25 protein-coding genes are annotated in these 22,832 nt (G+C 61.6%); 20 read left to right on the top strand and 5 right to left on the bottom strand.

What is annotated here, in order from left to right:
- Positions 1–121 precede the first annotated feature (121 nt).
- The 9 genes from V6617_RS04540 (at position 122) to V6617_RS04500 (ending at position 8,380) form a co-directional block, all read left to right on the top strand.
- Entirely contained in the window at positions 122–1,327 is a 1,206-nt protein-coding gene (locus V6617_RS04540) for a phosphoglycerate kinase (RefSeq protein ID WP_338609429.1), read from the top strand.
- Positions 1,328–1,443: 116 nt separating this feature from the next.
- On the top strand, positions 1,444–2,466 hold the full coding sequence (locus tag V6617_RS04535) for a class I fructose-bisphosphate aldolase (RefSeq protein WP_338609428.1): 1,023 nt from the start codon (positions 1,444–1,446) through the stop codon (positions 2,464–2,466).
- A 146-nt stretch (positions 2,467–2,612) separates the two neighbouring features.
- Positions 2,613–3,152: a thiamine phosphate synthase gene (locus V6617_RS04530; RefSeq protein WP_338609427.1), complete on the top strand. Its 540-nt coding sequence runs from the start codon at positions 2,613–2,615 to the stop codon at positions 3,150–3,152.
- A complete protein-coding gene (locus V6617_RS04525; protein ID WP_338609426.1) occupies positions 3,149–4,213 on the top strand; it encodes a tetratricopeptide repeat protein in 1,065 nt (354 codons plus the stop codon). The genes V6617_RS04530 and V6617_RS04525 overlap by 4 nt, the downstream gene beginning before the upstream one ends.
- Positions 4,214–4,332: 119 nt before the next feature.
- The gene (gene efp, locus V6617_RS04520) at positions 4,333–4,896 is read left to right on the top strand and encodes an elongation factor P (protein WP_338609425.1); all 564 of its coding nucleotides are present in this window, start codon (positions 4,333–4,335) and stop codon (positions 4,894–4,896) included.
- A 137-nt stretch (positions 4,897–5,033) separates the two neighbouring features.
- Positions 5,034–5,825: an inositol monophosphatase family protein gene (locus V6617_RS04515; RefSeq protein ID WP_338609423.1), complete on the top strand. Its 792-nt coding sequence runs from the start codon at positions 5,034–5,036 to the stop codon at positions 5,823–5,825.
- A gap of 123 nt (positions 5,826–5,948) precedes the next feature.
- Complete coding sequence (locus tag V6617_RS04510) at positions 5,949–6,953, top strand: flagellar motor protein MotA (protein ID WP_338609421.1); 1,005 nt, start codon at positions 5,949–5,951, stop codon at positions 6,951–6,953.
- 12 nt (positions 6,954–6,965) lie between these two features.
- Positions 6,966–7,994 (top strand): peptidoglycan -binding protein, encoded by a 1,029-nt coding sequence (locus V6617_RS04505; protein ID WP_338609419.1) that lies wholly within the window; start codon positions 6,966–6,968, stop codon positions 7,992–7,994.
- Between the two features lie 11 nt (positions 7,995–8,005).
- Positions 8,006–8,380 (top strand): GFA family protein, encoded by a 375-nt coding sequence (locus tag V6617_RS04500; protein WP_338609418.1) that lies wholly within the window; start codon positions 8,006–8,008, stop codon positions 8,378–8,380.
- 71 nt (positions 8,381–8,451) lie between these two features.
- Here V6617_RS04500 and V6617_RS04495 read toward each other — a convergent pair whose 3' ends face one another.
- Positions 8,452–10,290 carry an ABC transporter transmembrane domain-containing protein gene (locus V6617_RS04495; RefSeq protein ID WP_338609417.1) on the bottom strand — a complete coding sequence of 613 codons (1,839 nt, stop codon included), beginning with the start codon at positions 10,288–10,290 and terminating at the stop codon, positions 8,452–8,454.
- A 185-nt stretch (positions 10,291–10,475) separates the two neighbouring features.
- Between V6617_RS04495 and rpmE the strand changes: the two genes are divergently transcribed.
- Positions 10,476–10,700, top strand: a complete 225-nt coding sequence (gene rpmE, locus V6617_RS04490; RefSeq protein ID WP_338609416.1) for a 50S ribosomal protein L31 — start codon at positions 10,476–10,478, stop codon at positions 10,698–10,700.
- A 67-nt stretch (positions 10,701–10,767) separates the two neighbouring features.
- Here the strand turns inward: rpmE and V6617_RS04485 are convergent, their stop codons facing one another.
- Both V6617_RS04485 and V6617_RS04480 read right to left on the bottom strand, forming a co-directional pair.
- Positions 10,768–11,277 (bottom strand): DUF1465 family protein, encoded by a 510-nt coding sequence (locus V6617_RS04485; RefSeq protein WP_338610632.1) that lies wholly within the window; start codon positions 11,275–11,277, stop codon positions 10,768–10,770.
- A gap of 339 nt (positions 11,278–11,616) precedes the next feature.
- Entirely contained in the window at positions 11,617–11,799 is a 183-nt protein-coding gene (locus tag V6617_RS04480) for a DUF1192 domain-containing protein (RefSeq protein WP_338609415.1), read from the bottom strand.
- A 57-nt stretch (positions 11,800–11,856) separates the two neighbouring features.
- On the opposite strand from V6617_RS04480, the gene V6617_RS04475 reads away from it, so the two are divergent.
- The 5 genes from V6617_RS04475 to V6617_RS04455 all read left to right on the top strand — a co-directional run bounded on the left by V6617_RS04475 (position 11,857) and on the right by V6617_RS04455 (position 16,714).
- The gene (locus tag V6617_RS04475) at positions 11,857–12,864 is read left to right on the top strand and encodes an NAD(P)H-quinone oxidoreductase (RefSeq protein WP_338609414.1); all 1,008 of its coding nucleotides are present in this window, start codon (positions 11,857–11,859) and stop codon (positions 12,862–12,864) included.
- Complete coding sequence (locus tag V6617_RS04470) at positions 12,861–13,901, top strand: S66 peptidase family protein (protein ID WP_338609413.1); 1,041 nt, start codon at positions 12,861–12,863, stop codon at positions 13,899–13,901. Before V6617_RS04475 ends, V6617_RS04470 begins: the two co-directional genes overlap by 4 nt.
- A 133-nt stretch (positions 13,902–14,034) precedes the next feature.
- Complete coding sequence (locus tag V6617_RS04465; protein WP_338609412.1) at positions 14,035–14,946, top strand: alpha/beta hydrolase; 912 nt, start codon at positions 14,035–14,037, stop codon at positions 14,944–14,946.
- Positions 14,947–15,066: 120 nt separating this feature from the next.
- On the top strand, positions 15,067–15,798 hold the full coding sequence (locus V6617_RS04460; RefSeq protein WP_338609411.1) for a DUF1013 domain-containing protein: 732 nt from the start codon (positions 15,067–15,069) through the stop codon (positions 15,796–15,798).
- A gap of 157 nt (positions 15,799–15,955) precedes the next feature.
- Positions 15,956–16,714 carry a sulfite exporter TauE/SafE family protein gene (locus tag V6617_RS04455; RefSeq protein WP_338609410.1) on the top strand — a complete coding sequence of 253 codons (759 nt, stop codon included), beginning with the start codon at positions 15,956–15,958 and terminating at the stop codon, positions 16,712–16,714.
- Between the two features lie 69 nt (positions 16,715–16,783).
- Here the strand turns inward: V6617_RS04455 and V6617_RS04450 are convergent, their stop codons facing one another.
- The gene (locus V6617_RS04450; RefSeq protein ID WP_338609408.1) at positions 16,784–16,960 is read right to left on the bottom strand and encodes a YdcH family protein; all 177 of its coding nucleotides are present in this window, start codon (positions 16,958–16,960) and stop codon (positions 16,784–16,786) included.
- A 212-nt stretch (positions 16,961–17,172) separates the two neighbouring features.
- Between V6617_RS04450 and V6617_RS04445 the strand changes: the two genes are divergently transcribed.
- Together V6617_RS04445 and V6617_RS04440 are read left to right on the top strand one after the other, a co-directional pair.
- Positions 17,173–17,388: a YdcH family protein gene (locus V6617_RS04445; protein WP_338609407.1), complete on the top strand. Its 216-nt coding sequence runs from the start codon at positions 17,173–17,175 to the stop codon at positions 17,386–17,388.
- Positions 17,389–17,458: 70 nt separating this feature from the next.
- Positions 17,459–18,271: a siderophore-interacting protein gene (locus V6617_RS04440; protein WP_338609406.1), complete on the top strand. Its 813-nt coding sequence runs from the start codon at positions 17,459–17,461 to the stop codon at positions 18,269–18,271.
- A gap of 134 nt (positions 18,272–18,405) precedes the next feature.
- Here the strand turns inward: V6617_RS04440 and V6617_RS04435 are convergent, their stop codons facing one another.
- Positions 18,406–20,670, bottom strand: a complete 2,265-nt coding sequence (locus V6617_RS04435) for an AI-2E family transporter (protein ID WP_338609404.1) — start codon at positions 20,668–20,670, stop codon at positions 18,406–18,408.
- 183 nt (positions 20,671–20,853) lie between these two features.
- Between V6617_RS04435 and purE the strand changes: the two genes are divergently transcribed.
- From purE to rpsU, 3 genes are all read left to right on the top strand, one after another.
- A complete protein-coding gene (gene purE / locus V6617_RS04430; RefSeq protein WP_408636326.1) occupies positions 20,854–21,318 on the top strand; it encodes a 5-(carboxyamino)imidazole ribonucleotide mutase in 465 nt (154 codons plus the stop codon).
- On the top strand, positions 21,311–22,405 hold the full coding sequence (locus tag V6617_RS04425; RefSeq protein ID WP_338609402.1) for a 5-(carboxyamino)imidazole ribonucleotide synthase: 1,095 nt from the start codon (positions 21,311–21,313) through the stop codon (positions 22,403–22,405). Before purE ends, V6617_RS04425 begins: the two co-directional genes overlap by 8 nt.
- A 161-nt stretch (positions 22,406–22,566) precedes the next feature.
- On the top strand, positions 22,567–22,791 hold the full coding sequence (gene rpsU / locus V6617_RS04420) for a 30S ribosomal protein S21 (protein WP_041529391.1): 225 nt from the start codon (positions 22,567–22,569) through the stop codon (positions 22,789–22,791).
- Positions 22,792–22,832: the final 41 nt, after the last annotated feature.

Raw genomic sequence — 22,832 nt, 5'->3', positions numbered from 1 at the left:
CCAACGATTGCCAATCGAAGGGCGCTCCGTTCGGAGCGCCTTTTTCTTGCCTATCGCCCGCCCTTGAGCCACTGTGATGGCCGAGGGGACCTTTCGAATTCCAGACCGGATGGATGCGACCATGACTGCCGCCTTCAAGACCCTTGACGATTTCGACCTCGACGGGAAACGCGTGCTTGTCCGCGTCGACCTCAACGTGCCCGTCAAGGATGGCAAGGTGAGCGACGCCACCCGCGTCGAGCGTGTGGCCCACACCATCCAGGAGATCGCCAACAAGGGCGGTTTGCCAATCCTTCTTGCCCATTTCGGACGCCCCAAGGGCAAGGTCGATCCCGACATGAGCCTCAAGGTGGTGGTGAGCGCCCTGCACAAGATCATCGGCAAGCCGGTCCATTTCGCGTCCACCGACTGGTCCGATATCTCCGATGCAAAGAAGGTGATTCAAAGCGCCGAAGCCGGTTCGGTGGTGCTTATGGAAAACACCCGCTTCCATCCCGGCGAGGAAACCAACGATCCCGAACTGGTCGCCACCATGGCTTCGCTGGGTGACCTCTATGTCAACGATGCCTTTTCGGCGGCCCACCGCGCCCATGCCTCGACCGAAGGCCTGGCGCACGCCCTGCCCGCCGCCGCCGGCCGTGCCATGGAAGCCGAACTCAAGGCGCTCGAAGCCGGGCTGGGCAATCCGGTAAAGCCGGTCATCGCCATCGTCGGCGGCGCCAAGGTCTCCACCAAGATCGACCTGCTCGAAAATCTCGTCACACGGGTCGAGGCGCTGGTGATCGGCGGCGGCATGGCCAACACCTTCATCTACGCGCTGGGCTATGACGTGGGCAAATCGCTGTGCGAACGCGACCTCAAGGAAACCGCGCTGCGCATAATGGACAAGGCCGAAGAAGCCCGTTGCGCCATCATCCTGCCTATCGACGGCGTCGTCGCCTGGCATTTCAAGGCCGATACGCCAAGCCGCGTTTATGGGCTCGACGCCATCGACAAGGACGGCATGGTGCTCGACGCCGGGCCGCAATCGGTCGAAAAGATCAAGACCGCGATCAACGAAGCCAAAACCGTCGTCTGGAACGGCCCACTGGGTGCCTTCGAGATGCATCCATTCGACACGGCAACCGTCGAGATTGCCAAATACACCGCTGAACGCACCAAAAAAGGGCTTCTGACTTCGGTCGCGGGTGGTGGCGATACCGTCGCTGCCCTGGCCCATGCCGGGGTCAAGGACAGCTTCACCTATGTCTCGACTGCCGGTGGCGCCTTTCTCGAATGGATGGAAGGCAAACCGCTTCCCGGCGTGGATGCACTCAAACCCCGTTGAGTAGACAGACAACGCCCGCCTAATCCCTTCGTTCTATACCCGAACGTCTAATCGATTGTGACCGTGACGTTCGGGTATTTTAGCCCCACATTCACATCCATGGGGTTTAGCGTCCGATGTCTCGACTGAGCGAGATCGCCAACCAGCTCGTTGCGCCCGGCAAGGGCATCCTGGCCGCCGACGAATCGACCGGCACCATCAAGAAACGCTTCGATTCCATCTCCCTGGAATCGACCGAAACAAATCGTCGCGACTATCGCGAGATGCTGTTCGGCGCCACCGAAGCGATGACCGACTATATTTCCGGCGTCATCCTGTTTGACGAAACCATCCGCCAATCAGCCGCCGATGGCACGCCCTTCGTCGACATGCTGGCCGCCACCAACTGCCTGCCCGGCATCAAGGTCGATACCGGCGCCAAGCCCATGCCTGGCTATATCGATGAGACGGTGACCGAAGGCCTCGATGGCCTGCGCGACCGCCTCGCCGAATACGCACGGATCGGCGCCGCCTTTGCCAAATGGCGCGGGGTCATCGGTATCGGCGAAAACAAGCCCACCCGCGCTTCAGTCCACGCCAACGCCCATGCCCTCGCCCGCTATGCGGCGCTCTGCCAGGAAGCCGGCATCGTGCCGATCGTCGAGCCCGAAGTATTGGCCGACGGCAAGCCCGGCAACCACACGATCGAAACCTGCGAAAAAGTCACCACCGACACGCTCGGCGAAGTCTTCGAACAGCTGCGCATGGCCGGTGTGGCGCTCGATGGGATGATCTTGAAACCCAACATGGTGATCCCCGGCGTCAACGGCCCCAAGGTTTCCATCGAAGAGGTCGCCGAACGCACGGTACGGACGCTGAAGGCCACTGTGCCCTCCATCGTTCCCGGTATCGCTTTCCTTTCGGGCGGCCAGACCTCCGAACAGGCCAGCGCCAATCTCTCGGCCATGCACAATATCGGCAAGCTGCCCTGGGCGCTGACCTTTTCCTATGGCCGTGCTTTGCAGGCCGAAGCGCTCCAGACCTGGGGCGGCAAGGCCGAAAATGTCGAAGCTGGACGCCGCGCGTTCATCCACCGCGCCAGGATGAATTCGCTGGCCTCGCTGGGCCGGTGGGCTCCCGAACTCGACAGGGCGGCCTGAACGGTTTTTCCGGCGGCAAGGCCGGAAAAGCGCTGGCATCGTACTGCCGAATAGTCTTCCCATACGCAAAGGGACGCTGTATCGACGCAGCGTCCCTTTTTTTGTCATTGTTTGGCGGCAAAGGGGAGCGAAACGACTGGGGCACCATGGCAGAAATATTCCTGATTGCAGAGCCGGAGATCGATGTTGAACGGCTCGAAGCGACTTTGGCACGCGTGCCGGCTGCGGCGCTGTTGCTCAAGGCTGGCGAGGAGGACGATTTCGCCTATACCGACCGCGCAAAGACGCTGGCCAAAATCGCTCAGAAAACCAATTGCGCCGTACTGCTCGACAACCGGCCCGATCTGGTCAGGAAAGCCTATGTGGATGGCGTGCACATGTCGGGCGGCATCAAGGCACTGCGCGAAGCGTTGGACGCACTCAAGCCCGATTTCATCGTGGGCACCGGCGATATCGGCTCGCGACACGAGGCCATGACCCGGGGCGAGCTCGAGATCGACTATTTGATGTTTGGCGACCGCACCGATGTCGACGGGCGCGAGATGGCCGATTGGTGGGCCGAAACCTTCGAGGTGCCCTCGGTTTTTTGCGCCGACCTCTCACAGGACCTTTCCGGCCTCAAATCCGAATTTGCCGCATTCGTGCAGGCCGACTGGGACAAGATTGCCCCCGGAGACGCCACATGAGACTGTCAGCAACACTCCTTGCCGGGCTTATGGCGCTCTCCCCCGTCGTGGCCGTTGCCCAAAGCCAGCAGATGGACGAAGCGCTCGACATCTCGCGCATGCTGCTCAACCCGCCCGAGGGCGTCGATCTGGCCTATGGCGCCTTCCAGCGCGGCTACTATCTGACCGCCCTGCGGCTGGCCGAACGTCGCGCCGCGACCGGCGATGCCGTGGCGCAGACCCTGATCGCGGAAATCCACGCCAATGGGCTCGGCGTGCCACAGGATATCCCACGCGCCATCACCTGGTACGCCCAGGCCGACCAGAACGGTGACATTCAGGCGACGTTCCAGCTCGCCATGATCTATCAGACCGGCACTGGCGTGCCACGCAATCGCGAACGCGCCGCCGCGCTGTTCCAAAAGGCCGCCGATGGCGGGCATATGGCGGCCAAGTACAATCTGGGCCTGCTCCATGTGGAGGGAACCTATGCCGAACCCAGTCTCGTCCAGGCGGCCGAGTTGATCGGGGAGGCGGCCGAAGCGGGGCTTCCCGAAGCGCAATATGACTATGCCATCATGCTGCTCGAGGGCGCCGGGGTCGCGCCCGATACCGCCGGGGCACTCGATCTCCTCGAAATGGCCGCCGAACAGGGCCTGCCCGAAGCCCAGGTCGAATACGCAACCTTGCTCTATATGGGTGCCCATGACGGCACCCGCGATGCCCAGGGTGCTGCGCGCTGGTATGGCCGCGCCGCCGAGGCCGGAAATGCAGTGGGTCAGGTGCGCTACGCGATGATGCTGGCCGCTGCCGAAGGTGTCGCCGAAGATATCGAGACCGCCGCCATGTACCGCACCCTGGCCCGCAGGCAGGGTTTGACCGAGGACGCACTCGAACAGATGCTGCGCGGCATCGCCCCGGAGACCCTCGCCCGTGCCGAAGAACGGGCCCGCTATTGGCCCGGCGTTCCACCCTCGGAAAATGCCGCTGCCGATACCGGGCAGGCCCCCGCCGGGGTCTCGCTTCCCAATACCCTGGATACCCCGCCCATTCTTCTCGACGGGCTTACCGACTCCCGATGATCGGCCAAAACGTTCTATGGCTTGAAAACCGCCCCGTTCTGGGGCAAAAGCCAGCCCACCAGTATTATCGGCCCTGAGCGCCCTTCCGCGCGGGCGCAGCAACGAAAAGTTTTTTTGCAATGAAGATCAACGGTAACGAAATCCGTCCCGGCAACGTGATCATGCATCAGGACCGCCTCTGGGTCGCGGTCAAGGTCGATCACGTCAAGCCCGGCAAGGGCGGCGCCTATGCGCAGGTCGAACTCAAGGCCATTCAGGGCACCACCAAGCTCAACGAACGCTTCCGTTCGGCCGAGACGGTCGAGCGCGTGACGCTCGAACAGCGCGATTTCCAGTATCTTTATGCCCAGGGCGACGCTCTGGTGTTCATGAACACCGAAAGCTATGAGCAGATCGAACTGGCCACCGATTTCGTCGGCGAGCGCGCCGCCTTCCTTCAGGATGGCATGATGGTGACCGTCGAAATGTACGAAGAGACGCCCCTTGGCGTGCAGCTTCCCGCGCAGGTGACCCTCGAAGTCACCGACACCGAGCCGGTGGTCAAGGGCCAGACCGCGGCCAATTCCTTCAAGCCCGCAACGCTCGAAAACGGCGTCAAGACAATGGTCCCGCCCTTTGTCGGCATCGGCCAGAAGATCATCGTCGATACCACTGAAGTGACCTATATCCGCCGCGCGGATTGATTTTCGGCCACCTCCGCAATTTCCCCGCCCTCCCCGTCAAGGGAGGGTGTTTTCTTTGACTGCACGGCAGCGCGTGCTAGAGAGCACCGCACAATCGCCTGCCAGCCGGTACAGAGACAAGCGTAAAGGATACTATCATGGCTCGCTCAGCGCTGATGAACATCATGGTCAACACAGCCATGAAAGCCGGCAGGGGCCTGATCCGCGATTTCGGCGAAGTCGAAAACCTGCAGGTCTCGCGCAAGGGGCCGGCCGATTACGTTTCGGTTGCCGACAAGCGCTCCGAAAAGATCGTCATGGACGAGTTGATGAAGGCCCGTCCCACCTATTCCTTCCTGATGGAAGAAGGCGGGGAAATCAAGGGCACCGACGGTATGCACCGCTGGATCGTCGACCCCATCGACGGGACGACCAATTTCCTGCACGGCGTGCCCATTTTTGCCGTCGCCATCGCGCTCGAACGCAATGACGAGATCGTCTCCTCGGTCATCTACAACCCGGTGATGGACGAATTGTTCACCGCCGAAAAGGGCAATGGCGCCTGGCTCAACAACCGCCGCCTGCGCGTTGCCGGCCGCAAGCATCTTTCCGAAGCGCTCATGTGCACGGGCATCAACTCGCAGGGCCGGGCGCTCGACGCATTGCAATTGCGCCAGCTGGCTCACATCACCCCCGCCGTTTCGGGTATCCGGCGCTCTGGCTCGATCTCGATGGATCTGGCATGGCTGGCCGCCGGGCGGTTCGATGGGGTCTGGGAAGCGGGCCTGAAGCCCTGGGACGTCGCGCCGGGCCTGCTGCTTGTCAAGGAAGCCGGCGGCTTCCTGACCGACTTTGCCGGTGGCAATGATGCGGTTGCCAAGGGCGAAGTGGTCGCCGGCAACGAGCTTATCCAGCGCGAACTGCTCAAGGCCATCCAGGCGGTGAAATAGAGGTCACTTTTCCTTAACCATCGCTCAAGTCATTGTCAGGTCATCATGGTCTGACTAAGCTGGCGCAAATTTGACACGCTGGCCGGTCACTTGACCGGCAGCGCTGCCAGGAGCCGGCCCTTTATGACGCAATCATACGACCCGTATCGCCTCGCCAATCCTTCGGTCTATCTCATCAAGATGGTGATTTTCCTCGTCCTCGTGGCGATGGTCGCAATCATCCTTCTGCCGCAACTGCTCGACGCGTTCTGGTCCAACCCGTTCATCAACGGCATGATCCTGTTCGTTCTGCTGGTCGGCATCATCCTGTCCTTCCGGCAGGTGATCCGCCTGTTCCCCGAGGTCAATTGGGTCAATTCGCTCCAGGAGGGCAATGCCGGCCAATTGCGCCGCGCGCCCGTCCTGCTCGCGCCCGTCGCTGCGATCATGCGCGACCGCCTCGGCGAGACTGTGATTACCCCCGCTTCCATGCGTTCGATCCTTGATTCGGTGGGCATTCGGCTCGATGAAGCCAAGGATACGGCGCGCTATCTTACCGGCCTGCTGGTCTTCCTGGGCCTGCTCGGCACATTCTACGGCCTGCTCCAGACAGTGGGCGCCGTCTCCGGCGTCATTCAGAACCTCGACGTCACATCGGGAGACACCACAAACATCTTCGGCAATCTCAAGGATGGGCTCGAGGCCCCGCTGGGCGGCATGTCGATCGCCTTTGCGTCCTCGCTGTTCGGCCTGTCAGGATCTCTGGTGCTGGGGTTTTTGGACCTGCAGGCCGGCCAGGCCCAGAACGCGTTCTATACCGATCTCGAGGACTGGATGAGCTCGATGACCGAGCTCGATCATCCCATCGCCACAATGCAAGCCAACAATTTCGGCGTATCCGGCCCCGAAATGCAGCAGATGTTCGAACGGCTCGGCGCGACGATGCAGACCCAGAACTCCTCCCAGAACGCCATTCGCGCCATGGCCGAGCTGGCCAAGGGAATCGACGGGCTGGTCAAGCACATAAGGGCCGAACAGGAAGATCTGCGCGCCCACATCGCCGAACAGGCCGAGGTCAACAAGCGTCTCACGACGCTGATCGACACCCTGTTGCAGGACAATGACCGTCCCCGCGACGGCCAGAACTAGGACCCCTCGCCCATGGCACTCGTCCGCGGACGCTCTTCTGCTGAACGCCCCAGCTACTGGCCCGGCTATGTCGACGCGCTGTCGAGCCTGTTGCTGGTCATCATCTTCCTGCTCTCACTGTTCATGATCGCCCAGTTCTTCCTTAACCAGGAAATCCTTGGCCGCGACACGGCACTGTCCCGGCTCAATGCCCAGATTGCCGAGTTGACCGAACTGCTCCAGCTCGAACGCGCCAATTCCGAGGAACTCGAGCTTTCCATTTCCTCGCTCTCGGCAACGCTTTCCGGCGTCGAGGCCGAGCGCGACAGCCTGCAAGACCAGTTGGCCGGGCTGGGCGATGGCATCGCCGATTATGATTCCACCATCGCCGGGCTCGAAACCGAATTGTCCGAAGAGCGCGAGCTGTCCTCGGAAGCCCAGGCGCAGGTCGCCCTGCTCAACCAGCAGCTTGCCGCGTTACGCCAGCAGATCGGTGCCCTCGAAGCGGCACTGGAGGCGTCCGAACTGCGCGACACCGAGAGCCGCACCCAGATCGCCGATCTGGGGCGCCGTCTCAACCTCGCCCTCGCCCAGCGTGTGCAGGACCTTTCGCGCTACCGCTCGGATTTTTTCGGCCGCTTGCGCGAAATCCTTGAAGGACGGTCCGACGTGCAGGTGGTTGGCGATCGTTTCGTCTTCCAGTCCGAAGTTCTTTTTGACGCCGGACAGGCCCAGATTTCCACCGAGGGACAATCCCAGATCAGCGCGCTCGCCGATGCCATTCTCGAGCTGGAAACCGAAATTCCCGCCGACATTCCCTGGGTGTTGCGCATCGATGGACACACCGACCGCCGCCCGATTTCAACCCCCCAGTTCCCTTCGAACTGGGAGCTTTCGGCGGCGCGCGCTATTTCGGTCGCCAAGCTTTTGGTCGAACAGGGTGTGTCGCCCAATCGGCTGGTGGCAGCAGGGTTCGGTGAATATGCCCCTCTTGACCCTGCCGACAACGACGAGGCCTACCGCCGCAACCGGCGTATCGAATTCAAGCTGACCGAGGCCTAGAGACATTCGCCATGGAGCAGGTCACCGGCCAATGCCTGTGCGGTGCGGTCAAGATCACCGCCAACGGCAAACCTGACCGGGTGGGCCTGTGCCATTGCCTCGATTGTCGCAAGCATCACGGCGCGTTGTTTTACGCCGCCGCGATCTTCGCCCAGGATGCAGTGAGCATCGCCGGGCAGACCCAAGCCTATCAGGGCCGCCACTTCTGTCCGCGCTGCGGCTCGTCCGTCTTTGCCCGGTCGGGCGACGAGATCGAAGTGCATCTGGGCATTCTGGACACGCCCGACCTTTTTACACCCACCTATGAGAACTGGACGATCCGGCGCGAGGCCTGGTTGCCGCCCTTCCCGCTCACGGCACACTACGAACGCGATCGCGAGCAATAGGGCGCGGGCCCGAACCGCAAAACCGTTTCCATCCCCGATCGCGTCGAGGACATGCTTTTGCCGGATACGCTCTAACCTGCCGCCAGAGCCTCCTCGTTGAGCCGGAACTGGAGCTTGGCCAACTCGGCGTAACGGCCGCCCTTCTTGACCAATTGGCCGTGCGTTCCCTCGTCGATCAACTGCCCTTTTTCGAGCACCAGGATGCGGTCGGCGTTGCGGATCGTCGCCAGCCGGTGGGCAATGACCAGCGTGGTCCGTCCTTCCATAAGGCGTTCGAGCGCCTGCTGGACGAGATGCTCGCTCTGCGCATCGAGTGCGCTCGTCGCCTCGTCGAGCAACAGGATCGGCGCATCCTTGAGCAACGCCCGGGCAATCGCCACCCGCTGCTTTTGCCCACCAGACAGCATGACACCGCGCTCGCCCACCAGCGTATCGAACCCTTTGGGGAGGTCTTCGACAAACCCGGTAACCAACGCCGCATCGGCCGCGGTGCGGATTTCCGCCATCGTGGCATCGGGCTTGGCAAAGCGGATATTATCGGTGATCGAGCCGGCAAAGATCACCGGCTCCTGATCGACCGAGGCAAACCGCTGGCGCAGATCGGCCGGATCGGCATCGCGCACATCGACACCGTCGACGATGATGGCGCCCGAATTGACGTCGTAGAACCGCTGCAACAGCGCAAAAACCGTCGATTTTCCTGCTCCCGACGCGCCGACAAGCGCCACGGTTTCACCCGGCTCGACGGCAAAGGACAATTGCGAGAGGATCGGCGCATCGTCGCGCGTCATATAGGAGAAATCGACGCCCTCGAACGCCACCTTGCCCAACGGCGGCACAGGCATGGCCACCGGATCGGGACGGATCGGCAGGCTCGAGCGCGTATCGAGCAATTCGATCAGCCGCTCGGTGGCCCCCGACACTTGCTGGAGCGTGCCAAACAGGTCGCTCATATTGGTGAGCGCACTTGTGGCAATCACCGCATAGATGGCGAACTGGACGACTTCGCCAACACTGATCATCCCCGCAAACACGGCCTGGCTGCCCAGCCAGACCAGCACCACCAGCGCCGACATGGTGACAAACATCACAATCCCGATGAGCAGCGAGCGCGTCAGAAGCCGCTTGAGCTCGGCCCGATAGGTGGTTTCCGCATAGCCCTGGAAAAGCTGTTGCTGGCTTTCCTCCTGCACGAAGGACTTGACGGTTTTGACCGAGGACAGCGTCTCGGTGACCATGGCCGAAAGATCGGCCAGCGTATCCTGGGTCACCCGCGACACGTTTTTCATGCGCCGCCCCATGGCAACGAGCGGGAACACGATGATGGGAATGACCACGATGACCCCCAGCGCAAGCTGGAAATTGGTCAGAAACATCATCAACAGCGCACCGATCATCAGGATCAGCGAGCGCAGCGCCAGCGACGCGGACGATCCCACTGCGCTGCGGATCACAGCAACGTCGGCGTTGAGACGCGAGGTCAACTCGCCCACCCGGTTGACGTCGAAAAACGTCGCATCAAGGGTCAGCAAATGGTTGAAAACGTCCTGGCGCAGATCGGCGATCACCCGTTCGCCGATCACCGAGATCAGATAAAATCGCGCCCCCGCCGAAATCGCCATGACCGCGCCGATGACGATAATCAGCCACGCATAGGAGGAAACGATCTCGAAATTTTCAGTAACGAACCCTTCGTCGATGAAACTGCCGGCGAAATAGGGAATCGACAGAGAAGCAATCGCCGCGATCAAAAGAAAGGCCAGCGTCAGCACCAGCCGTAAGGGATAGCGCCCCAGATACGGCATAAGCCGACTCAACGGCTTGAGCGAGGACGCCTGGGCGCCGGCCTTGAGACGCGGCACTTCGCTTTCGGCATCGTTTGGGGTGGGATTGGCAGCGGTTTCCGACATGGCGGGTTATTCCTGTTTGGGCCTAGATAATCCCTGACCGGCCTCGGGGCAAGTTTGCATGCCGCCGATGTGCCTTCATGCCGCCCCTTGCGCTGTGGCGCTGCATTCTGTAAAAGGCCGCCAACGAATTTGCGAGACGTTTCGTCCGGGCGCGGTAGCGCCCGTTTGATTTAGGGCCCGATCCAATGAAAAAAGACATCCACCCCGACTACCACTTCATCACCGTAGCGATGACCGACGGGACCGAATACCAGACCCGTTCAACCTACGGCAAGGAAGGCGACAAGCTGACCCTCGACATCGACCCCACGACTCACCCGGCCTGGACCGGCGGTCAGGGCAAGCTCGTCGACCGTGGCGGCCGCGTGTCGCGCTTCAAGGAAAAGTTCAAGGGCATCCTGGGTTCGTAACAATCCAACCCTTTTAAGACAAAAGCCCGGCCAATCGCGCCGGGCTTTTTTGTTTTCGCCTGCCAGCTTAGCGACCGCCGAAAGCCGCCTTGAGTCGGTCCATCTGGGCCGACAAGGCATTTTCGCCTTCCGGCTCGGGGGGCAAATCCTCTCCACGCTCGATACGATCGAACTTGACGACGCGCTCGAACAGCCGATCGCCCTTGGCGATATAGGCTTTCATGGTTTCGGGAATGTCATCCCAGCCCGGACCACCGCGATCGGAGGGCAGCGCCGAGAACTTGACCTTGGATTTTTCGCTGCGGGCCTGTTCAGGCGATATCTCGCCCTCGTTGACGGCGCGCTGCAGCAACAACCATGAGGCAAGCTGCATCAGCCGCGTGGTCAGCCGCATGCTCTCGGTGGCATAGAGGAAAGCGGCATCCCGGCTGAGCCCTTTGCTCTCGCCGCGCCCCTCGCCGTCGAGATAGGCAGCGACCTCCTCGATCAGGGTCATGCCCTCGCGATAGAGCAGATCGAACCCGCCCGATGTCAGCAGCCTGGGTGTCAATGCGACGGCATCGCTGGGGGACTTCATATCGTCCACGGGCACTCCTCGAACACTCTGGATTCTTCGGGCGCAGTCTATGCGTTTTTGGCCATCCCGTCATCACGGGCCGCCGAGGAGTTGCAACTAGCCTTAACGCAATTTGGTTCCGGCGATCGCCTGCCCCAGAAAAGAAAAAAGAGCCGTCAAGCAAACGGCTCTCGAAAGTTAACAGGGAGGCGTCAAACAGAGGGAAGGAACCGCTCTGAAAAACTCCAGCGCAAACTGGATGATGAAAACCTAAACCGAACCCGTAAAATTTTCCTTAACGCGACTCGCTTTTTTAACCTTACCGGCAGGTGACCATCGCTCCTCGCTTTTCTGCAGCTCCTAGAATTTGAACACCGCATCGGCCGCATCGCGGCTTGCCGTCTTGCCCTGGATGGCCGTTTCAAGACGGACAATTTCGGCCTTCAAAATTTCGATCCGATCCTCAAGTTCGTCGACCGACAGTGTGTCGAGAGGCATGCCAACCGCGTGGACCGGCATGCGGCGTGGGGCATCGTCTTCCATGCTGATCTCCTCAAATTTACTCTTGGCCCATTGTGGCGTGCGATTAAGATGGCGTCCATGACTATTCAAGATCAGATGCAAGCCATCGAAATCTCCGAGCCAGGTGGCCCCGAGGTTCTCAAGCCGATAAGTGTTCCCACACCCTCGCCCGCACCGGGCGAAGTGCTCATTGCCGTCGCGGCGGCCGGGGTCAACGGACCCGACATCTCCCAAAGACAGGGCGCTTATCCGCCGCCCGCCGATTCCTCCCCGCTCCCCGGCCTCGAAGTCTCCGGTGTCGTGGCGGCTCTCGGAGAAGGCGAAACCCGGTTTGCCCTCGGCGATGAGGTTGTGGCGCTCTGCAACGGTGGTGGTTATGCGGCCTATGTGGCCGTGCCCGCCGGTCAGGTTCTGCCCAAGCCCGAAAACTGGTCCCATGTCGAAGCGGCAACGCTGCCGGAAACCTTTTTTACCCTCCAGCAAACGCTTGTCGAACGGGCGGGGCTGGCAAGCGGTCAGACCGTTCTGATTCATGGGGGATCAGGCGGGATCGGCGCCAGCGCCATCCAGCTTTGCCGCCTCTTTGGTGCGACAGCCATCGCAACGACCTCCAGCGCTCAAAAGGCCAGCTATGCCCAAAGCATGGGCGCCGCCCATACGATCGATTACACCAGCGAGGACTTCATCGAGCGCACCAAAACCCTCACCGAGGGCCGGGGTGCCGACATCGTCATCGACATTATCGGCGGCGCGTACGCCAATCGCAACCTCAAGGCCTGCGCCTATGGCGGCCATGTCATTCAGCTGGCAATCCGGGGCGGCGCCAAAGCCGAGGTCAATCTGGGCCTGGTTCTGATGAATGCGCTGACCCTTTCGGGATCGACCCTGCGCCCACAACCTGCAGCGACCAAGGCCCGGTTTGCCCAGGGCCTCAAGACCAGGATTTGGCCCGCCATCCAGGCGGGAAAAATCGTGCCGCCGCGCATCACGTCCTTCCCCCTTAAAAACGCCGCCGATGCCCACCGCGCCATGGAAGCCCCCGACCATTACGGCAAGATTGTCCTGACGGTCGGCAAGGACTCATGACCCTTAACTGGCCCACCCCACTCGTCATACCTCCGCGCCTTTCACCAGGCGATACCATAGCAATCGTCTCGCCAAGTTGGGGCGGCCCATCGGTCTTTCCCCATCGCTACGAGGCCGGGCTTTCCTGCCTGCGGGAGCGATTTGGATTTGAAATCGTCGAGATGCCCCACGCCCGTGCCGATGCGGACTGGTTGGCGGCGAACCCTTCCGCCCGCGCCGACGACATCATGGCTGCCTTTTCCGATCCCGGCATCAAGGGCGTGTTCGCCTCCATCGGCGGCGATGATGCCGTCAGGCTCGAACCATTTCTTGACCTGGCAGTGGTCGCCGCCAATCCCAAGCTGCTGATTGGCTATTCAGATACCACTGCAATCCATTTCGCCTGCCTCAGGGCTGGCTTGCAGAGCCTTTACGGCCCATCAGTGATGTCGGGCTTTGCCGAGAACGATGGAATCTCTCCCACCACAGAGGCATCGTTCCGCGCAGTGGCGATGGAAGGAAGCGCGCACGCCCTGCTCTGGAGCACCGAAGGGTGGACCGACCAGCTACTCGACTGGTCCGATCCCCAAAACCAGATCCGACCCCGCGAGCGCCACCCCTCCTCGGGCCCGTGGATCCTGCGCGGCAGCGGCATGGTGAGCGGTCGCTTGATCGGGGGGTGCTTCGAGGTTCTCGAGATGCTCAAGGCAACACCATGGTGGCCGCCGCTCGACTATTGGAACGGTGCCGTGCTCTTTCTCGAGTCATCGGAAGAGGCGCCTGGCGCCGATCATGTCACCCGCTGGATGCGCAATCTTGCCGCGCAAGGTATTCTCGATCGCATCAATGGGGTGTTGCTCTCCCGTCCCGCCGGCATGGATGGAGCGGGACAAGCGGCCCAAGAGGCAGCAGTCCTCGGCGCGCTTGACGAGCGCGGCCTGAAAGACATGCCGGTCATCGGCAATCTCGATTTCGGCCACACCGATCCGATCGTTACGCTGCCCTATGGCGGGACGGCCAGCATCGATTGTGACACCGGCGAAATCCGGCTGACCTGACACCCAGCCGTCGGACCCGGTCCCCATGTGTCGGTTTGGCAACGGATCGGTCACGATTGCGTCAAAGCTCACAACCACACTTGCCACCACGCACTCTTGCGATGATTTTGGAGCGTCCGGGGGCGCGACCGGTATGATCGATATCTTGATTGAAGGCTGGATGAACCAGACTACCCTGCGCCTTGTCGGCGGCCTCGTGCTGGCCTCGCTGATCCTTTATCTGCTGGTGGTGGCTGTCGCCTATACCTTCCAGCGCGAGATGGTCTTCCCCCGCCGTTTCGTTAACGCCCTGCCCTTTGCAGCCATGGTCGGTCCCGATTTCGAGCGTGTGACGCTTGAGACCGCCGATGGCGAAAGGCTCAAGGGCTATTTCAAGCCTCCGAGCGAAGGCGCACCGATGATCGTTGCCTTTCACGGCAATGGCAGCGTTCCCGAGCCGCAGGCTGTAAGGTTCGGCAGTGCGCCATGGGCCGATGCGGGCTTTGGCGTCCTCTCGTTTGCCTATCGCGGCTATCCCGGTTCAACCGGCACGCCAAGCGAAGAGGGACTGCTGCTCGATGCCGAAGCCGCCATCGCCTATGCCCAGAGCCACGCCCCCGGCAGCCGGCTGGTCTTTATCGGCCATTCGCTGGGGACCGGGGTCGCCGTCGCCATGTCGGAGCGCTATCCCAGCCAGGCGCTCGTCCTTGAGGCGCCCTTTTCGTCCCTGCCCGACGTCGTCGCCGCCACCATGCCGTTCCTGCCCGGGCAATTGGTGCGCGACACCTTCTTTTCCTCGCGCCGGATCGCGGGCAGTCGGGCTGATACCATAGTGATCGTCCATGGCGAGCGCGACACTGTGGTTCCCGCGTTTCTCGGCCGCCGCCTGTTCGCCGTCGCACCGCACGGGGTGTTCATGTCGGTCGAGGATGCCGACCACCTCAATCTGCGTGGGATGCGCGATCCCGAAATCCTCGATCTGGTCATCAACGGCTACCCACCCGAACCGACTCCGCAGAGTGAACCGGTCGGCAGCCCCGATCCGCTGGAAACCGGCGCCGTGTGATTGCCGATTGCATGATCGGCTTTTGGCCCCTATATTGAGCGCCAAATTCCCCCTCATTCCAGATTGGCGAGGCGGGCGGTTCGGAGGAACACCGGGCCGCAGCACAGGAGAGATTTACCCATGGCCACACAATTGCTCATGCCCAAGGCGACCGCCGTCTGGCTGGTCGAAAACACAGGGCTGACCTTCAAGCAGATCGCCGATTTCTGCACCCTGCATCCGCTCGAGGTCCAGGGCATCGCCGATGGCGACGTCGCTGGCGGTATCCGCGGTGTAAACCCGATCCAGAACGGCCAGCTCAACCGCGAGGAGATCGCCAAGGGCGAAGCCGACGAGAACTACAGGCTGAAAATCTCCGAGCCCAAGGTCAAGGTGGCAGCCCCCAAGCGCCGTGGCCCGCGCTACACGCCGACCTCGCGCCGCCACGAGCGTCCCAATGCCATCAAATGGCTGGTCCGCAACCATCCCGAACTCAAGGATGCCCAGATCATGCGCCTGGTGGGCACCACCAAGTCCACGATCGAATCCGTACGCGAAAACACCCACTGGAACGCGGCCAATCTGACCGCCATGGATCCTGTTACGCTCGGGTTGTGCTCGCAGATGGAACTGGACATGGAAGTGCGCAAGGCGGCCCGCACCGCCGGCATCACCGAGGACGCGCCCGAGGGCACACGCCTGATGACCGCAGAGGAAGCGCTCAACCGCGCCCAGTATGAGCCCCAGGAAGGCGAAGAATCCACTCATACGCCTGCCCAGGACAATTACGATGCCGAGCGCGAAGCCGAATCGGTCTTTGCCAAGCTCAAATCGCTCAAAGGCGACGATGCGGACGCCGACGACCGCGAATAGTTCTGCTGTTATCCTGGCTTCAGACGGCCCGCTGCCCCACCGCAGCGGGCCGTTTTCCGTTCGGCGTTCGCTATCGGGGCTACGGTTCTGGGCGTCCCGGACTTGACATCAGGGCCATTTGCCCACGCTATGCCGCCCTGTTCCCCGTCCAATCCCCATGTTTCAATTGACGTTCTTTCTTGTCGCTGCGCTCGCAGTCTTTCTGGTTGCTCTGTCGAAATCCGGTCTGGTCGCGAGCCTGGGCGTGGTCGGCGTGCCTTTGCTGACCCTGGTCATGCCGGCTCGCGACGCCGCCGGCATGATGCTGCCGCTGCTGATCATCATGGATATCATCGCGCTGATCGCCTATCGGCGTGAAGTCGCCTGGAAAGTGTTCTGGATACTGCTGCCCGGCGCCATGGTCGGAACGTTGGTCGCCTTTTCGCTTTCGGCTGTGGTCAGCGAGGCCATGGTGCGCCTGGCCATCGGCCTGATCACGCTGGCCTTCGTGCTCGACGCCTGGCTTCCCTTGCGCAAGAAACTCGAGGGCCTGCCGCCATCGCGGCCCTGGGGAACGTTCTGGGGTTCGGTTGCCGGGTTTACCAGCTTTGTGAGCCACACGGGCGGCCCCCCGGTTCAGATCTACATGCTGCCCATGCGGCTGCCGCCAGCGCTTTTCGCGGGCACCAACGCTGTATTCTTTGCCGTAATCAATGCCAGCAAGATCCCGTTCTATTTCGTCCTCGGCCAGCTTTCACTCGCCAACATGCAGGCCGCGCTCTATCTCGTGCCTGCGGCGATTGCCGGCATGGTGCTCGGCGTGTTTCTGGTCAGGCGTATCGATGCAGGTCTTTTCTACAGGGTGGCCTATATCCTGATTTTCCTGCTCTCGCTCAAGCTGATCTATGACGGTCTTGCCGGATTGTTTTTCGCCTGACCGCGGACACTAAAAAAGGCCGCAGCTTTCGCCGTGGCCTCACAGAAATCACAAGTCTATGAATGGACCTTAGTGAGTGGTCTCGTACTGAGCGCGCACCAACTGGTCCTTGAGTTCAAGTTTCTTACGCTTGAGAGCGGCGATCAGCAGCGCATCGCGGGCCGGATGGCGCATTTCTTCGCTGATCTTTCGTTCCAAATCCTGATGCCGCCGCTCCAGGGAAGTGATGTAAGTCTGTGAGGTCATGGCCACTCCTTTCATCATTGGACGACAGTATCGTCACATTCTTTGCGGCCTTTGTCCAATGGCAAATCTATGGCAGAAAGAGGCTGGAGCGCGCTGGGAGAACGCTGCAGATTTTCCCGGTTCGAGAGCACAATAAAACAATGGCTTAGAGTGCCGAACCGACTCGATTGGGGCCAATCGCGCTCTGGTACGGGTCCTGTGGGAAAACAATCATGCTGCCATTGGACAAGGAAATCGAAGCACGGCTCGGGCTTGAACTGGCCACCAAACGCCAGGAACACGCCGATCTCGACGCCGCAATTCATACCCTGACGGCATCGGGGCTGGCCGACATCACGCTGATCCAGCGGCTCAAGAAGCGCAAGCTGGCCCTCAAGGACCGGATCGTCCAGATCGAGCGGATCATCCTCCCCGACATAATAGCGTGACATTATGTTAAGTTGACTTAATGCCTCATCATTTGTAGGTCAGCCTCGAGCTTTTTGAGGATGATTTGCGATGACCCAACATGCCCGTCTTGTCGAACGCGTTCGTCATGAACTCAAATTCAGGGTTGCAAAGGTGGTCAAATCCGAGCGCATCACGCCGCTGATGGCACGGATCACGCTCACCTCGGACGATTTCGAAAGCTTTGTTTCCCTTGCCTATGACGATCACTGCAAGGTGTTCTTCCCCGAGCCGGGTGCAAACGACTTTCCGGTTCCCGAACGCGGAGAAAACGGGCTGGTTTTTCCCGATGGCAAACGCCCCGAGGCGCGCGACTATACGCCCCGTTACTACGACAACGCCGCCCGCACCCTGACGCTCGATTTCGTACTGCATGGCGACGGCCCGGCGTCGGGCTGGGCACAAAACGCACGCCCGGGCGACACGATAGGGGTCGGGGGCCCGCGCGGTTCGTTCGTCGTCCGGGGCGATTTCGACTGGTATCTGCTCGTCGGCGATGAAACCGCTCTTCCCGCCATTTCCCGCCGGCTCGAGGAATTGCCGCGCGACGCCCGCGCCATCGCCGTCATCGAGATTGCCGACAATGGCGAAATCCAGAAAATCGACGCGCCCGACCATGCCGAGATCCACTGGCTGAGCCGCGAAGGCGCCCAGCCGGGAGATCCCCACAGGTTGCTTGGAGCCGTCGAGGCCCTGGAACTGCCCAGCGGCGACGGCTACATCTTCGTTGCGGGCGAAAGCGCCATGAGCAAGGCGGTGCGTCACCACATGGTGGACGAGCGCGGGCACAACCCCGACTGGATCAAGGCCGCCGGGTACTGGCAGACGGGCAGCGAGGATTTCGACGACGGCCACGCTCACTAGAGCATTTTCGGAAATGGAGCATGTCCTCGACCCGATCGGGGATGGAAACGGTTTTGCGGTTCGGACAGGCGACAAAACACGAGATTAGAGCCGATCCGGGTCGCACAGGTGTTAAGACGAGGTCCTGGAGCCCGCTAGGCGACGGCTTCGTCTTCCTCGGCCTCGCGTCGCAGCAAGAGGTCCCTGATCTCTGCGGCTAGCGGGAGGACGGCCTTTTCGAGCAAAGCGATTTGCGCCTCATCGTAGAGGCTGGGCGCCTGATCGAAAATCGCCAGCACCGCGCCCAACTGTCCGTCGTCGAGCGGAACCGGGACGCCCCCATAGGCCCTGACCCCGCTTTCCACGACGGTCCGCAGATGGGCGTAGGGCGAGTGTTGCAGATCTTCGATAATCAGCGTTCCCGACTTCTTGAGCACTTCGTGGGCCAGATGTTCGGAATGGCTTTTGTTGGAACCGTCGCCGCCTGAATCGATAAGGGGCACGATGGTCACCATCGCCACCGTCGTGTTGGCCGACCGCGCCAGCCGCCGCAGCGATCGTGAAATGTCGGGGTCTGCGGCAGCCTGTGCCGAAATGGCCCGGGCCGAAAGACGCAATTGCGGGACTGCATCGGGATCGTCTTGGGCCACCATACCGTGTCCCCCCAGCGCAAGAGCGATTGCATGCTCGGCCAGCGCAATCGAATGGGCCACCACATCGATCTCGTCGGTGGTGCCTTCTCCCCGTCCGCCATTGTATTCGGGATGGAAATAACCGGCGACCACGACCATTTCCGGCTTGATACGCTTGAGGCGGCGGGCCGCATAGCGCGCATACACGTCAGGTTTCTGCCCAAGATAGCAAAGGCATGCCACCTCGGTCTGCGACAGGTCGATCTGGGCGATGCCCTCCTTGCGCAACGCCACCGGTGCCATCACCTGAGCCGAAAAGCCACGCGCCCGCACCCGTTCGGCGACCATGAGCGCCATGGCCTGATCGAGCTCGGTCTTACCTCCGAACACCCGGATACGCGCACCATCTTCCCCGTTGTCGGGCACGGTTTCGGCAATATCGTCAAGCACCTCGGAAAGGGTCTCCACCACACGATGGCGATGGGAGGGATCGGCGAGATCGCCCGCGATATCGGCTTCGGCCAGCCGCAGGGCCGGCACGGCGATATCGTCGTAAAACGCCGCAATTCCATCCTTTTCGATTTCGCGGTCGGCAAGGTCGGTCGCTTCTTCGACATTGCCCGAGATCAGCCTTTGATAAAACCGCTCCTGGGGCAGCAGCACCGGCGCGCTGCCCAGTATGGTTTCGATAAAGCCCAGACCGGGCACATAGCGCGCCATGACCACGATACACACCGTCAGCGGCATGGAGACAATCAGCCCGATCGGGCCCCACAGCGTGGCCCAGAACATTGCGGCGACCAGCACCGCAAGCGGGGTCAGCCCCGTCGAGGTGCCATAAAGCCGCGGTTCGACAATGTTGTTGGACACCACTTCGAGCACCAGATAGAGCCCGATGACCCCGAACAGCATCGTCCAGCCCGGATCGACAGCCACCGCCAACAGGATCGGAATGGTTGCAATCATCAGCGTACCCACGAACGGGATATAGCGAAATACGCTCGCCAACAGACCCCAAAGGACCGCGTTGGGTACGCCAAGCACAAAAAGACCCGCCCCGAAGAGGGTCCCATAACCGGCGCTGATTGTCGCCTGAGCCAGAAGATAGCGGCCAACGCGGGCGCTGGCTTCGTTCATGGCCTCGGTGCTGGCGCGCAGATCGCCGCGGCTGGCCAGCTTGAGAAACCGGTCGCGCAACTCCTCGCGCTCGAGCAACAGGAATATCAGAAAGATCGTAACGATCAGGACCGAAGCCAGCGGACCGATGATCGAGAAAAACACCGTCTGAGCTGTTTCGAGCGACCCCATGCCGTTATCGGCTATGACCACCTGGATCGGTTCGGGACCCTGCTCGGCCAGCGTCTCGGCGCTGGCCTCCACCTGCGCGCCCAGCCGTTCGATAGTGGCGACGAGCCTGTCTATGACCTGCCCGCCCCCGAACGTCTCCTGGAGCATCCGGAGCTTCTCGCTGATCGTTGCCTGATAGCGCGGCAGATCGGATGCCAGCGAAAGCATCTGCGAAAATGCCAGATAGGCGACACCCGAAATCAGCGCAAGCACCGCCAGCACCGAGACAATAACCGCAGCAATATGAGGCGTTCCGACCCGACGCAGGCTGTGAACGACCGGACCCAGGGCAAAGGCGAGCAGCACAGCCAGAACCAGCGGCACGAAAATACCGCGCCCCAGATAGAGCACGGCAACAATCAGAACGAAGGTCAAAATCGCCGCGACAGGCTGGAAGCCCATCAGCGAAGGCGCCGGGGCAACCGGCGGTTTCGTGTCCATCTACTGTTTCCCAATCCAAGCCCGTCTGGACCCCGCGATCTCAAAACGCCATGCGCTAGCTTTCGTTCCCTGCACCTGCCAACAGATGCTGCGGCTTGAACCTTTTTGGCTTATCGGATACAGCCACGCTTTAGCCAATTGAGGGCCGGGCTCTTGGTTTCATCTCCTCCTATCGCAATCGTCATGGGCAGCCAGTCAGACTGGCCCACAATGCGCTTTGCCGCCGAAACGCTCGAGGCACTCAGGCTCGATTATGAAGCGCGCATCGTCTCGGCGCACCGGACCCCGCTGCGCATGGTCGATTTCGCCACAACAGCGCGCGAGGACGGCTTTCAGGTCATCATTGCCGGGGCCGGTGGCGCCGCGCACCTGCCGGGTATGATTGCGTCGATGACCACACTGCCGGTGCTGGGCGTGCCCGTGGAAAGCAAGGCCCTGCACGGGCAGGATAGCCTGCTCTCGATCGTCCAGATGCCCGGCGGCGTTCCGGTCGGCACCCTGGCCATCGGCAAGGCCGGCGCGATCAACGCAGCGCTGCTTGCCGCCTCGATCCTCTCGCTCGCCGATGAAGAGCTTGCGGCACGGCTCACCGAGTGGCGCACCCGCCAGACCAACGCAGTTGCGGAGTTTCCCAAGGACGATGACTGACAGCCACCCTCTCCAGCCCGGCAGTTCCATCGGCATTCTGGGCGGCGGCCAGCTTGGGCGCATGCTCTCTCTAGCGGCAAGCCAGTTGGGCATGAAGACCCATATCTACTGCCCGGACCCGCAAAGCCCCGCTTTCGATGTCACCCCCACCAAAACCATTGCCGGCTATGATGATGTCGCAGCCCTGAGGGCCTTTGCGGGCGGCGTCGACGTTGTGACCTACGAGTTCGAGAACGTGCCGCTGGCCACCGCAAAGGTCATCGCCGACAACGTGCCGCTGCGCCCGGGCGCCAAGGCACTCGAAGTCAGCCAGGATCGCCTGGCCGAAAAGAGCTTTCTGAGCCGCGCCGGTGTTGCCATCGCGCCCTATCGCGCTGTCGCCAGCCTCGACGAGTTGCAGGCGGCAGTCGCCGAAATCGGTCTTCCTGCCGTCCTCAAGACCACACGGCTGGGCTATGACGGCAAGGGCCAGCGCATGATCGCCAAGCCTGACGACCTCGAAGGCGCCTTTGCCGAGCTTGAACCGGGCGCCCCTTTGGTTCTCGAAGCCTATGTCCCGTTCGAAAAGGAAATCTCGGTCATCGTGGTGCGTGGCGCCGATGGGGCCGTGGTCACCTACGATCCGGCCGAAAACATTCACCGCAACCACATCCTCAAGACCTCGACCCTGCCCGCCACCGTTTCCGATGCCGTGGTGATCAAGGCCAGGGCCGTCGCCGCCGACATTGCAACCGCGCTCGATTATGTCGGCACCATGGGCGTTGAATTTTTCGTCGTATCCGATGGCGACGATCCGCAGATCCTGGTCAACGAAATCGCCCCCCGCGTCCACAATTCCGGCCACTGGACCCAGGCCGTCTGCATCACCGATCAGTTCGAGAATCACATTCGCGCCATTTGCGGCTGGCCACTGGGCGACACCACGCGGCTGGCTGGCGTGGTGATGGAAAATCTGCTCGGCGAGGAAATCTTTGCCACAGCCGCGCGGTCGACGGGCAACATCCAGCCCCATGTCTACGGCAAGGCCGAAGCCCGGGCCGGCCGCAAGATGGGCCACCTCAATATCGTCAGGCTCCCCGAAGACTGACAAAAAGCACAGATTCCGGGCCTCGCCGGTGGACACGGCCCGACTCTTCTGGTAACTACCGCGGCCACGGTGACCGGCAAGTGTCGGTCGGCGCTGGATTGCTTTTGGCCTCCGGCGTTTGATATCAGCCGAAATTCTAACCGAAAGGGCGGGTGTTCCGCGTGCAAGTAGTCGTTCGCGATAACAATGTCGATCAGGCGCTTCGGGCGCTGAAAAAGAAGTTGCAGCGCGAAGGTGTGTTTCGCGAAATGAAGCTGCGCAACTATTACGAGAAGCCTTCTGAAAAGAAGGCACGGCAGAAGGCCGAGGCGATCCGCCGCGCCCGCAAGCTTGCTCGTAAGCGTGCACAGCGCGAGGCTGGTGTTGTAACCGGCGGTCGTCGCTAAGAGGGCTTCGCAAAGCGCGAAATCTCTTGCATCTGCGACTG

Origin of the sequence: Pelagibacterium nitratireducens (assembly GCF_037044555.1) — a bacterium.
Classification (GTDB): Bacteria; Pseudomonadota; Alphaproteobacteria; order Rhizobiales; family Devosiaceae; genus Pelagibacterium; species Pelagibacterium nitratireducens.
Note: the sequence above shows the minus strand (reverse complement) of the source record. Positions and strands in the feature narration are given on the sequence as shown.